Below are 14,963 nucleotides of genomic sequence, written 5' to 3' on the forward strand. Positions count from 1 at the left end.
CCACAAAAACCGGGTGGGCGGCATTTAATTATTCGATAAGCCCTGCCAGTTTTCAGTTTGCCCATCGCTAGGTGCCCTGGCCTAAATGAAGCTTTATCCAGCCAAGGCCCTGTCATGGAAAACGTTCGAACCTCAAGCACCCATGCCGTCTGGCTAATGGTCAGCATCGTGTGGGTGGCGCTGAACCTGCGGCCTTCGATGGCCGCCGTCGGGCCGCTGTTATCCGCCATTCGCGGGGAGGTCCCGCTGAGCTTCAGCACCGCTTCGCTGTTGACCATGTTGCCGGTCATGGCGATGGGCCTGGCGATGTTCCTGGGCATGCGCATCGCCCTGCGCATCGGCGAGCACCGCACCATCGTGCTGTCGCTGTTGATCATCGGTATCGCCACCGCATCGCGCTTGTACCTGGACAGCGCCGCCGAACTGATCGTCAGCGCGGTGTTGGCCGGGCTCGGCATCGCGTTGATCCAGGCGGTGATGCCGGCCCTGATCAAGTCGCGCTACGCCGACAACGTCTCGCTGTTCATGGGTTTGTATGTCACGTCGATCATGGGCGGGGCGGCGCTTGCCGCATCGTTTTCGCCGTTTGTCCTGTCGCAAACTGGCAGCTGGCGCATCGGCCTGGCGATCTGGGCACTGTTGGCATTGATCGCACTGGGTTGCTGGTACGCCCAGCGTGCAGCCGTGACCCCGTTGCCCGGAGCGCCTGTGCGGCAGCAAGCGTCATTCTTCAGCAATTCCCGAGCTTGGCTGCTGGCGATTTTCTTCGGCCTGGGCACCGCCTCCTACACCTGTGTACTGGCCTGGCTGGCCCCGTACTATGTGGAGAAGGGCTGGAGCGAACAACATGCGGGCCTGCTGTTGGGGTTCCTCACGGCCATGGAAGTGCTGTCCGGCCTCGTCACTCCGGCGATTGCCAACCGCAGCCGGGATAAACGCTGGGTCCTCACCGGCCTGCTGGCCCTGATCATCGGCGGCTTCTGCGGCCTGATCCTCAGCCCGGAACGTTTCAGCCTGTTGTGGCCCTGCCTGTTGGGCCTGGGCATCGGCGGCCTGTTCCCAATGAGCTTGATCGTCTCCCTCGACCACTTGGATAACCCGCGACGGGCCGGTGGCCTGACCGCGTTCGTGCAAGGCATTGGCTACCTGATCGCCGGGCTCTCGCCATTGATTGCCGGGGTGATTCGCGATCAGTCGGGCAGCTTCGAATGGGCCTGGTGGTCACTCACTGCCGTCATGGCGTTGATGCTCCTGATGGTCCTGCGCTTCGATCCCAAGCAATACGCGCGGCATATAGACTAGGCCCTGCACCTGACTGAAAGATAAAAGCCCCAGGCTCCTGTATAAATGGGGACTTTCGCCAGGACAAAGAGAGACGCAGGGATGACGCCGAGAATAGCTGATGCTGGTCAGTAACCTGCTCAGAAAGCTGGACATGCAAGACCTGATGGTTTTTGTAGCGGTGTACGAACAAGGCAGCGTCACCCAGGTCGCCGAGGCCCTATGCGTCAGCCAGTCAACCGTGAGCTACTGCCTGAGGACACTGCGCACCAGCTTCCAAGAGGAGCTGTTCATCAATACCCGCTCCGGCATGCGCCCCACTCATAAAGCCACCGCCATGTACGGCCAGATACTGGGGGTTCTAGAGGCAATCAATCAATGCCATTCCGGTTTCCGGACATTCGATCCGAATCAGGAAGAAATCACCTTCAACCTCTGTGCGCCGGAATACTTCGAACTGCTGATCTTGCCCAAATTGGTCAAACGCTTCATCGGCAAGCGCTTTGCGGTGGTCATCAACACGACGAAATTTCATCGGGATATTCCGGTTGATGCACTGCGGGACGATCGCTTCGATCTTGTCGTCTGTTTCGGGCCGCACTTCCATGGCGACGTCAAGGGCCTGCGCTCGCAGGTGCTGCTCGAAGACGAGTTGGTGTGCGTGCTCGATAAAAGTTTCCCAGGGCCGCAAGAAAACTTCAGCCTGGAAGCGTTTGCCGCCCGCCAGCACGTATTTCCAACACCGTGGACGTCTGACACCAACATGATCGATGGCTGGCTCGCCCGACAGGGTTATAGCCGCAAGATAGTCGCAAGAGCCAACAGCTACGTAGCAGCGTTGAACCTGATCGCTGGAACCGACTTCGTCCTGACATTGCCTCGGCGTATCCAGGCATTGATTTGCGATCAAGCACGATTCGGCGAACACCCGCCACCCGCGGGCTTACCGAACTTTACCCTGGAGATGGTATGGAGCGAGAAAGCGAGCCAGGACAGCGCCAACATCTGGCTTCGCGAGCAGATCATGCAAGTATGCGCCGAGGAGGGCCTGCTCTGAGCCCCACTTCGGTGGGTGCAATGCCGTTCACTTAAGAACAATGATGACCCTGTGGCGAGGGAGCTTGCTCCCGCTCGGCTGCGAAGCAGTCGTAAACCGGCGGGTGCGGTGTCTGATACGCCGCACTTGGCAGGTTTTGGGGCCGCTTCGCGGCCCAGCGGGAGCAAGCTCCCTCGCCACGGGTTTGCCGATTGCCTTAAGTGAACAGCATTGACTTCGGAGAGTGGGCTTTTTCATGGGCAAAAAAAAAATCCGGAAATCCTCACTTTCGTGGGCCTTCCAGACTTTTAAAACAGCAAAAAATGGTGGGTCGTGTGGGATTCGAACCTACGACCAATTGGTTAAAAGCCAACTGCTCTACCAACTGAGCTAACGACCCGCTGTGTGGTGGCGCGTATAATACTGATTTCTAAGGACTATTCAACACTTAATTTGAAATAAATCAAAAATAACGGGTTGGATCGCTCACACCCGCCGCCGCAAAGCCTTCTGCACGCAGGCGGCAGCTGTCGCATTTGCCACAAGCGCGGCCCTGATCGTCGGCCTGATAGCAGGAAACGGTGAGTCCGTAGTCCACGCCAAGCTTCACGCCCGCCTTGACGATGTCGGCCTTGCTCAGATTCTGCAACGGCGCCTGGATGCGGAAACCCTGCCCTTCCACACCGGCCTTGGTGGCCAGGTTGGCCATGCGTTCGAACGCTTCGACGAACTCCGGGCGGCAGTCCGGGTAGCCGGAGTAATCCACGGCATTGACGCCAATGAAAATATCGCGGGCGCCCAGCACTTCCGCCCAGCCCAGCGCCAAGGACAGGAACACCGTGTTACGCGCCGGCACATAGGTCACCGGAATGCCTTCACTTGGTGCCTCGGGCACGTCGATGGAGCTGTCGGTCAGGGCCGAACCGCCGATACCGTTGAGGTTCAGGCCGATGACTTTGTGTTCCACTGCGCCCAAGTCCCGGGCCACCCGCTCGGCGGCGTGCAGCTCGGCGCGGTGGCGCTGGCCATAGTCGAAACTCATGGTGTAGCAGCGATAACCCTCGGCACGGGCCATGGCCACGACCGTGGCCGAATCCAGGCCACCGGACAACAGGATGACCGCACGTTTTTCAGCCATGTTCGTATGTTCAGTCATCTCAGCGCCCCGGCTCGTCGTTCCAAAGATATTTATGCAGCTGCAATTGCAGGCGCACCGGCAAGTTATCCGCCACCACCCAATCCGCCAGACCCCGGGCGCTCAAATCGTGATGACTCGGCGATAGCAACACTTCGCCAGCCCGCTGATCGAGCCCGTACTGGATCAACTTGGACACGGCCCAGTCGTAATCCTCTCGCGAACAGATCACGAACTTGACCTGGTCGTTGGGCGTCAGCAGTTCGATATTTTCGTAACGGTTGCGATGCGCTTCCTTGGAGCCTGGGGTTTTCAGGTCCACGACGCGACTGACGCGCGGGTCGACGGCCGAGATATCCAGGGCGCCGCTGGTTTCCAGCGAAACCTCGTAACCGGCATCGCACAATTGCTTGAGCAAGGGGATGGCGTTGGGTTGCGCCAAGGGCTCGCCGCCCGTGACACAGACATAACGCGGACGATAACTGGCCACTTGCTCCAGGATATCGTCGAGGGATCGCACGGTGCCGCCGCTGAAGGCGTAGGCGCTGTCACAGTATTGGCAACGCAACGGACAACCGGTGAGGCGCACGAATACCGTGGGCAGCCCAGCCGTTCGCGTTTCACCCTGCAACGAGTAAAAAACTTCGGTGATTCTCAATGTGTCTTGCATAGTCGCCACGGGCGTAACAGCTAAACAGGCTGTCCGCCTCCGTCAGGCACTTCAAGGAACCCCGCCAACGCGCAGATCCCAAAAAGCGTGTTTCAGAAAAAGGGCGTGAATTCTAACGAAAAAACCCGCGACAGGCGCGGGTTTCTTCAAAACAGCTCAAGCCGGCTTACATGCGTTGCAGATCACGCTGGGCCAACTGGGCGGCGGATGTCCCCGGGTACTGGGCCACCACCTGCTGCAGAATGCCTTTCACCTTGTCGGTGTGACCAAGGCGGCGCTCTACGTCAGCCAGCTTGTACAGCGAATCCGGCACCTTGGCGTGCTTGGGATACAGTTGCGAGACCTTGGCGAACGCCTGGCCGGCACCTTGCAGGTCGCCCTTGGCCAGGTTCACTTCGCCCAGCCAGTATTGGGCATTGCCCGCGTACTGGCTGTTTGGGTATTTGCGCAGGAAAGCGGCAAAGGCCTGGCTGGCCTTGTCGAAATCCTTGGCCTTGATCAGGTCGAAGGCAGCATCGTAATAGAGCTTTTCCTTCGCCGGATCAGCCGGTTCGCCACCGGCGGCAGGTGCTGCCGGAGCGGCTGCCCCCGCGCCTGCGGCTGCACCGGGGGCGTTCAAGTCGCCACCGGCAGGAGAATTCTCAGGAGTCGCGGCAGGTGCAACGCCGGTTCCTATGCGCCGATCAAGATCCTGGTATCGCTCCAGGCTTTCCTGCTTCATGCGCGAGATATCATTTTGCAGTTCTTCGATCACACCTTGTTGGCGCGAGATCTGATCCTGCATTTGCTGCAGTTGGTTGAACAGCTGGCCCTGTGCCGAGACAGGGGTCGAAACCCCTCCCCCGGCATAGGCGCCGTTCGTACCGTAACCTGCAGGCGGATAGCTGCTCCCGCTATTGTTATAGCCGGCATCGTTATCGACCACAGGAACCGCAGCCCACGCCGCAAGCGGCGCGAGGCTGAGAGCCAGAACAGTTACAGCACGACGGCACGTTCGCATGACGAATTACTTACGCAGTTCGACGCGACGGTTTTGAGCCCAGGACTGCTCGTCGTTGCCGGTAGCAACTGGACGCTCTTCGCCGTAGGAAACCAGTTCCAGCTGAGCTGGGGAAACACCTTGCAGTACCAGGTAGCGTTGAACGGCTTTCGCACGACGCTCGCCCAGTGCCATGTTGTACTCACGAGTACCACGTTCGTCGGTGTTGCCTTCCAGAACAACGCGAGCGCCGTTCGACTTCAGGTCTTTGGCGTGAACGTCCAGAGCGCGCATGGCTTCTGGCTTCAGGTCCGAGCTGTCGTATTCGAAGTAGAAGGTGGTGATTGCGCGCAGAGCAGCTTCTTCGCTCAGGGAGCCGTCAACTGCACCGGTGTTAGCGCCGTAACCAGCGTTTGGATCAACAGCGCCTTCACCGGCATTGTCGCCGCCTTTGGACGAGCAACCTACAGCTACAGCCATGGCCAGAGCCAGCGCAGCAAATTTACCAAACTTCAGCATTTCCATCGTGAAACTCCTAATGAACCCCAGTGTGTTAAGTAAAACGTATTGCGCCGCGTCAGTTCAGGTAAGGGGACCAGGACGGTTCTCTGACTTCGCCTTGAGCGGTAGGAAGCGGGAGCCTCACGCGTCCATTAATGGACACGAGCATCAAGACTCCCCGGCCCTGCTGGCGGGTGGCGTAGATTACCATGGTGCCGTTGGGCGCAACAGTAGGTGACTCGTCCAGAGTGCTATCAGTGAGGATTTTTACGCTACCGCGCTGCAAATCCTGGGCCGCCACCTTGAAATTGGTGAAACCATCCTGGCGATGGATCATCACCAGGGTCTTTTCGTCCGCCGACAGTTTAGGGTTGGCGTTGTAGTTACCGACGAAGGTTACGCGTTCGGCACCGCCGCCACCGGCACTGGTCTTGTAGATTTGTGGCTTGCCGCCGCGGTCGGAGGTGAAGTAGATGGTCGAGCCATCCTTGCCCCAGAACGGTTCGGTGTTGATGCCCGGGCCGTTGGTGACGCGGGAGATCGAACGCGAAGCCAGGTTCATCACGTAGACGTCCGGGTTACCGTCCTTGGACAGCACGAACGCCAGGCGCGAACCGTCCGGCGACCAGGCTGGCGCGCCGTTCAGGCCTTCGAAGTTGGTGATCTGCTCACGACGACCGGTGTCGATGTGCTGCACGAAAATGCGCGGACGCTTCTGTTCGAACGAGACATAGGCGATGCGCTTGCCATCGGGGGCGAAGCGCGGCGACAGGATCGGCTCGCGCGATTGCAACAGGGTCACCGCACGCGCGCCGTCGTAGTCGGAACGCTGCAGGGTGTAGCGGGTGTTGTTCTCGGAGAAGCGCTCGGCCGTCACATAGAGCATGCGCGTGGAGAACGCGCCCTTGATGCCGGTGAGTTTTTCGAACGACTGGTCGGCGATGTAGTGCGACATGTCGCGCAACTGGTCGACGCTGCCCGACACGCTGCCGGTCAGCACTTGCTGCTCGGTGGCGACGTTGAACAGGGCGTACTGCACCTGCAGGCGACCGCCGGCCGGAACGATGCTGCCGACCATGATGTACTGGGCGCCCAGGGCCTTCCAGTCACGGTAGATGACTTCGCTGGCCTGGGTTGGCAGGCTGATCATGTTCTGCTTCGGAATCGGCGCGTAGTAACCCGAGTTGCGCAGGTCGTTGCCGATGATTTCCGCCATGTCGTCCGGCAGCACGTTACCGCCCTGCCAGCCGAACGGTACGACGGCGATCGGGGTGGCCCGGTCGCTGCCGCTGGTGACCAGGATGTTCTTTTCCTCTGCTACCGCTATCCCTGCCAGGCAGCAGATAACGACCAGCATTGATCGAAGAAGGTTTCTCACAAGGCTAGATCCTCAGGTGTGAATGTCATCTTGAATGAACGATAGGGAGCAAAGTCGCTCGGCTTCATTCCTTGCATTTCCGTCAAACGCCCAATGTTCTTGACCGCCGCGACCGCCGAAGCGTCGAACGGACCGTCACCACTGGACTTGGCGACGCTGACCGAGGTAACCGTACCGTCGGGCAACATGCCGATTTGCAATACTACCGTCATGCCTTTGCGTGCCGAAGGTGGACGAGCCCAGCCTTCCGCCGCTCGGGCGCGAATCAGATCATCGTAGCTGCCGGCGACTTCATCGCCCTGCTCATCGGCCAAGGCCTGCTGGCGCTCCGGCGTGTCGGAAAGCAAATCTGCCAAGGCCTGGGCCTTTTTGTCTTCGGCGGATTTACGCGCTGCGTCCTGGGCCTTTTTCTTGGCGGCGTCGGCGGCGGCTTTCTTCTTCGCGTCTTCGGCGACTTTCTTTTTCGCCTCTTCAGCTTCAGCTTTCTTCTTGGCGTCTTCGGCCGCTTTTTTCTTGGCGTCCTCGACGATCTTTTTCTTCGCTTCTTCAGCGGCCGCTTTCTTGGCCTCTTCTTCAGCGGCTTTCTTGGCTTCTTCTTCGGCTTTCTTCTTGGCTATATCAGCCAATTGTTTCTCTTCTGCCTTTTTGGCCTCGGCGGTTTTCTTCGCTTCGTCGGCTTTCTTGGCTTCGTCAGCCTTTTTCGCCTCGTCCGCTTTCTTCGCCTCATCGGCCTTCTTGGCTTCCTCGGCCTTTTGAGCCGCTTCCTCTTTCTTTTGTTCCGCGGCCTTTATCGCTTCCTGCTCGACCTTCTTCTGCTCCATTTGCTCGACTTCGGTCTGGCGCGCGGCGGATTTCTTCGCCTCACCGGCAAGCTTCTGGTTGGTCTGCGTAGTGGCCTGGCTTTTCGACTTGAGCTGGTACAACGTCGCCTGCACGATCGGCTTGGCCGGCGGTAGCTCCGGGGTCATGGCAAAACTGACGAACAGCATGCCGAACACCAGCACATGCAGGCCGATGGCCAGGACACTGGGCCAGAAGTAGCTTTCCGAGGCGGACGGCTCTCGCTGTTGCTGCATCAGGGGGCCTCGGTGATCAAGCCAACATTACCGACCCCGGCTTTCTGCAGCCCGCCCATGGCGCCCATCACGGCACCGTAGTCGACAGTCTTGTCGCCGCGAATGAAGACCTGGGTACGCTTGCCGTTGCCGTTACCGGCGTTGATGATCTTGGTCACCGCGTCGGTCATCTGCGGCAAGGTCATGGCCCGGTCCTGCTGCTTCTCGGTATCCACTTCGCTGCCAAGGTTCCAGTAATAGGTCTTGTCAGCCTTGATCGAAATGGTCAGTACCTGGGTGTTGTTGTCCTGCGGCAAGGCTTCGCTGGAAACCTTGGGCAGATCGACCTTCACGCCCTGATTGAGCATGGGCGCGGTCACCATGAAGATGACCAGCAGCACCAACATCACGTCGATGTAGGGCACCACGTTCATCTCGGCAACCGGCTTGCGCTTTTTTCGGGCTCGAGCGATTAAAGCCATTGGGAAATACCTGCTTATTCTTCGCTGGTGTGCACTTTGCGGTGCAGGATCGCCTGGAATTCATCGGCGAAGGTGTAGTAACGGCTGGTCAGCGTTTCGCTGCGGGCAGCGAAGCGGTTGTAGGCGATAACGGCCGGGATCGCCGCGAACAGGCCGATGGCGGTGGCGATCAGTGCCTCGGCAATACCTGGGGCCACGGTGGCCAGGGTCGCTTGCTGGGCGGATGCCAGGCCACGGAAGGAGTTCATGATCCCCCACACGGTACCGAACAGGCCGATGTACGGGCTGACCGAACCCACGGTCGCCAGGAACGGCAGGCCCTGTTCGAGTTTCTCTTCTTCGCGGGAGATGGCGACGCGCATGGCACGGGCCACGCCTTCCATGACCGCTTCAGGATCCACACCGGGCTGCTGGCGCAGGCGGGAGAACTCCTTGAAGCCGGCACGGAAGATCTGCTCGACGCCCGAATCCGGGTCCGGGTTGCTGCCGGCCTGGCGATACAGCTTGGACAGGTCGATGCCGGACCAGAAGCGCTCTTCGAAGCTCTCCAGGGCACGGCGACCGGCGCGCAGCATGTTGCTGCGCTGAAAGATCATGATCCATGAGGTCACCGATGCGGCTACCAGGGTCAGCATTACCAGTTGCACCACGACGCTGGCATTGCTGACCAGGCTCCACATGGAGGAATGGTCGACGACGTTAGCTTCCACGCTTTATCTCCTGCTCTGAGTGTGTACCCGCGCCGCTCACGCCGGCAAAGGCCGCGCGTAGAGCTTCGGGAATGGCCCGGGGTTTCAAACTATGGGTGCGCACACAGGCCACCAAAAACTGCCCTTCGCAGAGCAGCACGTTATCCGTAGCCCGCCTGACCTGCTGCTTGAAGCGCAGGCTGACACGGTTCAATTCGATGACATCGGCACTTACCATCAGCTCGTCGTCCAGTCGCGCCGGCGCGTGGTAGCGCGCTTCGCTGGAATGCACGACGAATAACAGGTCCTCCCCTGCCAGCGCGGATTGGGCAAAACCCAGTTCCCGCAGCCGTTCGGTTCGAGCCCGTTCCATAAACTTGAGGTAATTGACGTAGTAGACGATGCCGCCAGCATCGGTGTCCTCGTAATAAACGCGACAGCGATGTGCGAACGACTCCAGCCCGTTTTGCGCGCGCATACTCTAGTGCTTACTCCTCAGGTTGCCAATCGGCCAGGCAACTGTTTTTTCATTCTCGAACGCATTGACGCTCCAGGCGTCGTCTGGGACAGCACGAACTGGAAAAAAGTCGGCATTCGGAGCTCGTTCAATCGTCCACGGCATCGAGGAATTCGTCTACCACCGGCATCTCGCCCATTCGTGTCGGGATGTTTAAGCCAAAATGCAGGTAGGCATGGCGGGTCACCACGCGCCCGCGTGGGGTGCGCATGATGTAGCCCTGCTGGATCAGGTAAGGCTCCAACACATCCTCAATGGTGTGGCGTTCTTCGCTGATGGCCGCCGCCAGGCTGTCCACGCCCACTGGGCCACCGTCAAACTTCTCGATCATGGTCAGCAGCAGGCGCCGGTCCTGGTGGTCGAAACCCCGCTCGTCGATGTCCAGCAGGTTCAACGCCAGGTCGGCAATCGGCTTGGTGATGTGGCCCTTGGCCCGGACTTCGGCAAAATCCCGCACCCGACGCAGCAGGCGGTTGGCGATCCGCGGCGTACCCCGGGCACGCCGGGCAATTTCATAGGCCCCGTCGGGGTCCAGTGGCAGCCCGAGGATGCCCGCCGAGCGGCTGACGATCGTCGCCAGGTCGGCGTTGTTATAGAACTCCAGGCGCTGGACGATACCGAAACGGTCCCGCAGCGGGTTGGTCAGCATGCCGGCGCGGGTGGTGGCGCCGACCAGGGTGAACGGCGGCAGGTCGAGCTTGATGGAGCGCGCCGCCGGCCCTTCGCCGATCATGATGTCGAGCTGGAAGTCTTCCATGGCCGGGTATAGCACTTCTTCGACGATCGGCGACAGCCGATGGATTTCGTCGATGAACAACACGTCATGAGGCTCAAGGTTGGTCAACAGCGCCGCCAGGTCGCCCGGCCGCTCGAGCACCGGCCCCGATGTGCTCTTGATCGAGACGCCCATTTCCTGGGCAATGATATTGGCCAGGGTGGTCTTGCCCAGGCCCGGCGGGCCGAAGATCAAGGTGTGGTCCAGCGATTCGCTGCGCCCACGGGCGGCCTGGATGAACAGCTCCATCTGCTCGCGCACGGTCGGCTGGCCGATGTAGTCGGCCAGGCTGACAGGACGAATCGCGCGATCCTGGATTTCCTCGCGGTCACGGGGCGCGCCCGTGGCGGCGATCAGACGGTCAGCTTCAATCACTTAAATCATTCCCTTCAGGGCACGGCGAATCATGTCTTCAGTGCTCAGGCCTTTTTCCTTGATGGCGGAAATCGCCTTGCTGGCTTCCTGAGGCTTGTAGCCCAGGGAGATCAGCGCGGTGACCGCATCGTTTTCGGCGCTGACCGCTGGCACCGGCGCATCCGGCTGGTTCGGCACCAGGGCGAACATGGCCGGCACCGCCTCCCAGGCCTTGAAGCGGTCCTTGAGCTCGACCAGCAGGCGCTCGGCGGTTTTCTTGCCCACCCCCGGCACCTTGGTCAGGGCCGAGGTGTCCTGGGACTGCACGCAACGCACCAGTTCGTCGACTTCCAGGCTCGACATCAAGGCCAGGGCCAGTTTCGGACCGACGCCATTGAGACGGATCAGCTCGCGGAAAAAATCCCGCTCACGCTTGCCGACGAAACCATAGAGTAACTGCGCATCCTCGCGCACGACCAAATGGGTGTGCAGGGTCAGCGGCTCGCCGACCGACGGCAAGCGATACAGCGTGGTCATGGGCACTTCCAGCTCATAGCCCAGGCCGTTCACATCGAGAATCAGGTGCGGCGGCTGTTTTTCAGCCAGGGTGCCGCGCAAGCGTCCAATCACGTTTCAGATCCTTGGGCGTTGGCCAGCCCCCAGGCTGGCGAGTAACAACACGAGCATTCAGGCCGACGATACAGGCGCAACGGGCTCGGGTTCATGAATGAAGCGCTGATGCTATCAGAGACGCAGGCGCCCGCCACGACTGCGTGCGGTTCCCAGGCCATGGGGCAACAGACTGGAACGGGTGTGGGCATGGCAAATGGCGATGGCCAGGGCGTCGGAAGCATCGATCTGTGGCTTACTGACCAGCTTCAACAGGTGCATCACCATCATTTGCACCTGTTCCTTGTTCGCCGCCCCAGTGCCGACGACCGCCTGCTTGACCTGGGTCGCGGTGTACTCGGCGATCTCCAGGTTTTCCTCGGCGCCCGCCACGATGGCCGCCCCCCGGGCCTGCCCCAGCTTCAGGGCCGAATCGGCGTTGCGCGCCATGAAGACCCGCTCGATGCCCATGGTCACCGGGCCGTAGGTCTGGATGACTTCGCGCACGCCGCGATAAACGATCTGCAAGCGCTCGTGCAGCTCACCCGCCCCGGTGCGGATGCAACCAGAGGCGACGTACACGCAGCCGCGCCCGGTATCGCGAACCACACCGTAGCCGGTGATGCGCGAACCAGGATCGATACCAAGGATTAAAGTCATAGCGCCTGCGGCTTAAAGAGGGATACCTGGACCTGTGGGAGCGGGCTTGCTCGCGAAGGCGGTGTGTCATTCAACATTTTTGTTATCTGACACACCGCCTTCGCGAGCAAGCCCGCTCCCACCCTGGTACTCATGCTATCGGATAAGAGAATATCAACCGAGCTGTTCAGCCACCGACTCCGGAATATCAGCGTTGGAATAAACGTTCTGCACGTCATCCAGGTCTTCCAGCATGTCGATCAGCTTGAGTACCTTTTCGGCCCCTTCCAGGTCCAGTTCGGCGCTGGTGGTCGGCTGCATGACGATTTCCGCATCGGCAGGCTTGAAACCAGCCGCCTCCAAGGCGTTGCGCACGGCATAGAAGCTGGCGAACGAAGTGAACACGTCGAACGAACCGTCTTCATGGCTGACCACGTCATCGGCGTCGGCCTCCAGGGCCGCCTCCGTCAGGGCATCCTCATCGAGGCCCGGGGCGAAACTGATCTGCCCCTTGCGTTCGAACAGATAGGCCACCGAGCCATCGGTGCCGAGGTTGCCACCGCATTTGCTGAATGCATGACGCACGGCGGCGGCGGTACGGTTGCGGTTGTCGGTCATGCATTCGACCATCACCGCCACGCCGCCCGGGCCGTAACCTTCGTAGGTCAGCTCTTCAACGTTATCCGCCTCGGTTGCACCGGCGCCACGGGCAATGGCCCGGTCGATGATGTCGCGGCTCATGTTGGCACCCAAGGCCTTGTCCAGGGCCAGGCGCAGGCGCGGGTTGGAACCCGGGTCGCCGCCACCCTGGCGGGCCGCGACCGTCAGCTCACGGATCCACTTGGTGAAGATCTTGCCTCTCTTGGCATCCTGACGTTCTTTGCGGTGCTTGATGTTCGCCCACTTGGAATGACCTGCCATAACTCGCTCCGTTTCTTTTTGGAACATTGCCCGCCCTGCGCGTGCGCAGTGGCCGACAATCAGAAATATCGACGCCAATGAAAAGGCGCATCCGAAGATGCGCCCTCTCAGGTGCCAGCCTTACTCAGCCTTTGGCTGTTCCCGCAGGCGGATGTGCAACTCGCGCAACGCCTTGGCGTCCACCACGCCCGGCGCCTGGGTCATGACATCGGCCGCGCTCTGGGTTTTCGGGAACGCGATCACTTCACGGATCGACTGGGCGCCGGTCATCAGCATCACCAGGCGATCCAGGCCGAAGGCCAGGCCACCGTGGGGCGGTGCACCAAACTTCAGGGCGTCCAGCAGGAAGCCGAACTTCTCTTCCTGTTCAGCTTCATCGATACCCAACAGACGGAACACCGCCTGTTGCATTTCCTTGCGATGGATACGGATCGAACCGCCACCCAGCTCGGTGCCGTTCAGGACCATGTCGTAGGCGCGCGACAACGCGGTGGCCGGGTTGGCCTCCAGCTCTTGCGGCGAGCACTTCGGCGCAGTGAACGGGTGGTGCAGCGCGGAGAAGCTGCCATCGTCGTTTTCTTCGAACATCGGGAAATCAACGACCCACATAGGGGCCCACTCGCAAGTCAGCAGCTTCAGGTCGTGGCCCAGCTTGATGCGCAGCGCACCCAGGGCTTCGCTGACGATCTTGGCCTTGTCGGCGCCGAAGAAGACGATGTCACCGTCAACCGCACCGACGCGATCGAGGATCACGTTGAGATTGTCTTGCGGGATGTTTTTCACGATCGGCGATTGCAGGCCATCAACACCCGCGGCGCGCTCGTTGACCTTGATGTAGGCCAGGCCCTTGGCACCGTAGATGCCGACAAACTTGGTGTAGTCGTCGATCTGCTTGCGCGGCATGCTGGCGCCGCCTGGAACACGCAGGGCCGCGATACGGCATTTCGGGTCGTTGGCCGGGCCGCTGAACACCTTGAATTCGACGTCCTTGAGCTGATCGGCCACATCCACCAGTTCCAGCGGGTTACGCAGGTCCGGCTTGTCGGAACCGTAGCGACGCATGGCCTCTTCGAAGGTCATGTGCGGGAACTCGCCGAACTCCAGGCCCAGCACTTCCTTGAACAGGTTGCGGATCATGCCCTCGGTCAGGCCCATGATGTCCTTTTCGTCGAGGAAGCTGGTCTCGATGTCGATCTGAGTGAACTCAGGCTGACGGTCGGCACGCAGGTCTTCGTCGCGGAAGCACTTGGCGATCTGGTAGTAGCGATCGAACCCAGCCACCATCAGCAGTTGCTTGAACAGCTGTGGCGATTGCGGCAAGGCGAAGAAGCTGCCGGGGTGGGTACGGCTCGGCACCAGGTAGTCGCGGGCGCCTTCCGGCGTGGCGCGGGTCAGGATCGGCGTCTCGACGTCGAGGAAGCCGTTCTCGTCCAGGTAACGACGGATGCTGGTGGTCATGCGCGAACGCAGGCGCAGCTTCTCGGCCATTTCCGGGCGACGCAGGTCGATGAAGCGGTAGCGCAGGCGGGTTTCCTCGCCCACGTCGGAGTATTCGTTGAGCGGGAACGGCGGGGTTTCCGCTTCGTTGAGCACTTCCAGCTCGTAGCCCAGCACTTCGATCATGCCCGACGCCATGTTGGCGTTGCCGGCGCCGGCCGGGCGCAGGCGCACCTTGCCGGTGATCTTGACGACGTATTCGCTGCGCACGCGGTCGGCGGTGGCGAAGGTTTCAGCGCGGTCCGGATCGAACACCACCTGGGCCAGGCCTTCACGATCACGGATATCGAGGAAAATCACCCCGCCATGGTCACGGCGACGATGGACCCATCCGCAAAGAGTAACTTCCTGACCTTCCAGGCTTTCGTTCAGTTGGCCGCAATAATGGCTGCGCATCATGGTAGTGGTTTCACTTCTCGTAATTCGACATTCGGTTGGAGGCCCT

General features: G+C 60.5%; 16 protein-coding genes and 1 tRNA gene. 2 read left to right on the forward strand and 15 right to left on the reverse strand.

Features of this window, described 5'->3' with window-relative positions; genetic code table 11:
- Nucleotides 1–114 precede the first annotated feature (114 nt).
- Both HU767_RS09720 and HU767_RS09725 read left to right on the forward strand, forming a co-directional pair.
- Nucleotides 115–1,302, forward strand: coding sequence for a cyanate transporter (locus HU767_RS09720; RefSeq protein ID WP_186729411.1), 1,188 nt, complete (start codon nt 115–117; stop codon nt 1,300–1,302).
- A gap of 100 nt (nt 1,303–1,402) precedes the next feature.
- Nucleotides 1,403–2,338, forward strand: coding sequence for a LysR family transcriptional regulator (locus HU767_RS09725; RefSeq protein ID WP_186729412.1), 936 nt, complete (start codon nt 1,403–1,405; stop codon nt 2,336–2,338).
- Nucleotides 2,339–2,641: 303 nt separating this feature from the next.
- Here HU767_RS09725 and HU767_RS09730 read toward each other — a convergent pair.
- The 15 genes from HU767_RS09730 to aspS form a co-directional block, all read right to left on the reverse strand.
- Nucleotides 2,642–2,717: transfer RNA gene (locus tag HU767_RS09730), tRNA-Lys, on the reverse strand.
- A gap of 63 nt (nt 2,718–2,780) precedes the next feature.
- Nucleotides 2,781–3,455, reverse strand: coding sequence for a 7-cyano-7-deazaguanine synthase QueC (gene queC / locus HU767_RS09735; protein ID WP_163006903.1), 675 nt, complete (start codon nt 3,453–3,455; stop codon nt 2,781–2,783).
- A gap of 19 nt (nt 3,456–3,474) precedes the next feature.
- Complete coding sequence (gene queE, locus HU767_RS09740) at nt 3,475–4,122, reverse strand: 7-carboxy-7-deazaguanine synthase QueE (RefSeq protein WP_186729413.1); 648 nt, start codon at nt 4,120–4,122, stop codon at nt 3,475–3,477.
- 166 nt (nt 4,123–4,288) lie between these two features.
- Nucleotides 4,289–5,122 (reverse strand): tol-pal system protein YbgF, encoded by an 834-nt coding sequence (ybgF, locus tag HU767_RS09745; RefSeq protein ID WP_186706352.1) that lies wholly within the window; start codon nt 5,120–5,122, stop codon nt 4,289–4,291.
- Nucleotides 5,123–5,128: 6 nt separating this feature from the next.
- Nucleotides 5,129–5,626, reverse strand: coding sequence for a peptidoglycan-associated lipoprotein Pal (pal, locus tag HU767_RS09750; protein ID WP_003205029.1), 498 nt, complete (start codon nt 5,624–5,626; stop codon nt 5,129–5,131).
- A gap of 52 nt (nt 5,627–5,678) precedes the next feature.
- Nucleotides 5,679–6,959 carry a Tol-Pal system beta propeller repeat protein TolB gene (tolB, locus tag HU767_RS09755; RefSeq protein WP_186706353.1) on the reverse strand — a complete coding sequence of 427 codons (1,281 nt, stop codon included), beginning with the start codon at nt 6,957–6,959 and terminating at the stop codon, nt 5,679–5,681.
- A gap of 17 nt (nt 6,960–6,976) precedes the next feature.
- Entirely contained in the window at nt 6,977–8,056 is a 1,080-nt protein-coding gene (gene tolA, locus HU767_RS09760) for a cell envelope integrity protein TolA (protein ID WP_003205033.1), read from the reverse strand.
- Complete coding sequence (gene tolR, locus HU767_RS09765; protein WP_172681749.1) at nt 8,056–8,508, reverse strand: protein TolR; 453 nt, start codon at nt 8,506–8,508, stop codon at nt 8,056–8,058. The genes tolA and tolR overlap by 1 nt, the downstream gene beginning before the upstream one ends.
- Nucleotides 8,509–8,531: 23 nt before the next feature.
- Entirely contained in the window at nt 8,532–9,227 is a 696-nt protein-coding gene (tolQ, locus tag HU767_RS09770) for a protein TolQ (protein ID WP_030140798.1), read from the reverse strand.
- Nucleotides 9,217–9,684: a tol-pal system-associated acyl-CoA thioesterase gene (gene ybgC / locus HU767_RS09775; protein ID WP_186706354.1), complete on the reverse strand. Its 468-nt coding sequence runs from the start codon at nt 9,682–9,684 to the stop codon at nt 9,217–9,219. Before ybgC ends, tolQ begins: the two co-directional genes overlap by 11 nt.
- Nucleotides 9,685–9,811: 127 nt before the next feature.
- Complete coding sequence (gene ruvB / locus HU767_RS09780; RefSeq protein WP_003178599.1) at nt 9,812–10,873, reverse strand: Holliday junction branch migration DNA helicase RuvB; 1,062 nt, start codon at nt 10,871–10,873, stop codon at nt 9,812–9,814.
- On the reverse strand, nt 10,874–11,482 hold the full coding sequence (gene ruvA / locus HU767_RS09785; protein WP_053124616.1) for a Holliday junction branch migration protein RuvA: 609 nt from the start codon (nt 11,480–11,482) through the stop codon (nt 10,874–10,876).
- 114 nt (nt 11,483–11,596) lie between these two features.
- Complete coding sequence (gene ruvC, locus HU767_RS09790) at nt 11,597–12,121, reverse strand: crossover junction endodeoxyribonuclease RuvC (protein ID WP_014339919.1); 525 nt, start codon at nt 12,119–12,121, stop codon at nt 11,597–11,599.
- Between the two features lie 153 nt (nt 12,122–12,274).
- The gene (locus HU767_RS09795) at nt 12,275–13,021 is read right to left on the reverse strand and encodes a YebC/PmpR family DNA-binding transcriptional regulator (protein ID WP_018614256.1); all 747 of its coding nucleotides are present in this window, start codon (nt 13,019–13,021) and stop codon (nt 12,275–12,277) included.
- Nucleotides 13,022–13,141: 120 nt separating this feature from the next.
- Nucleotides 13,142–14,917 carry an aspartate--tRNA ligase gene (aspS, locus tag HU767_RS09800; protein ID WP_186706356.1) on the reverse strand — a complete coding sequence of 592 codons (1,776 nt, stop codon included), beginning with the start codon at nt 14,915–14,917 and terminating at the stop codon, nt 13,142–13,144.
- Between the last annotated feature and the right edge of the window lie 46 nt (nt 14,918–14,963).

Source organism: Pseudomonas sp. SWRI179 (genome assembly GCF_014268705.1).
Taxonomy (GTDB): Bacteria; Pseudomonadota; Gammaproteobacteria; order Pseudomonadales; family Pseudomonadaceae; genus Aquipseudomonas; species Aquipseudomonas zanjanensis.

Bases quoted from the DNA above. Each gene is read 5' to 3' on its own strand.
- ruvC (WP_014339919.1), bottom strand. From the start codon at position 12,121: ATGACTTTAATCCTTGGTATCGATCCTGGTTCGCGCATCACCGGCTAC.
- tolB (WP_186706353.1), bottom strand. From the start codon at position 6,959: ATGCTGGTCGTTATCTGCTGCCTGGCAGGGATAGCGGTAGCAGAGGAA.
- aspS (WP_186706356.1), bottom strand. From the start codon at position 14,917: ATGATGCGCAGCCATTATTGCGGCCAACTGAACGAAAGCCTGGAAGGT.
- ybgF (WP_186706352.1), bottom strand. From the start codon at position 5,122: ATGCGAACGTGCCGTCGTGCTGTAACTGTTCTGGCTCTCAGCCTCGCG.
- queE (WP_186729413.1), bottom strand. From the start codon at position 4,122: ATGCAAGACACATTGAGAATCACCGAAGTTTTTTACTCGTTGCAGGGT.
- HU767_RS09795 (WP_018614256.1), bottom strand. From the start codon at position 13,021: ATGGCAGGTCATTCCAAGTGGGCGAACATCAAGCACCGCAAAGAACGT.
- queC (WP_163006903.1), bottom strand. From the start codon at position 3,455: ATGGCTGAAAAACGTGCGGTCATCCTGTTGTCCGGTGGCCTGGATTCG.
- HU767_RS09720 (WP_186729411.1), top strand. From the start codon at position 115: ATGGAAAACGTTCGAACCTCAAGCACCCATGCCGTCTGGCTAATGGTC.
- ybgC (WP_186706354.1), bottom strand. From the start codon at position 9,684: ATGCGCGCGCAAAACGGGCTGGAGTCGTTCGCACATCGCTGTCGCGTT.
- pal (WP_003205029.1), bottom strand. From the start codon at position 5,626: ATGGAAATGCTGAAGTTTGGTAAATTTGCTGCGCTGGCTCTGGCCATG.
- tolA (WP_003205033.1), bottom strand. From the start codon at position 8,056: ATGCAGCAACAGCGAGAGCCGTCCGCCTCGGAAAGCTACTTCTGGCCC.
- HU767_RS09725 (WP_186729412.1), top strand. From the start codon at position 1,403: ATGCTGGTCAGTAACCTGCTCAGAAAGCTGGACATGCAAGACCTGATG.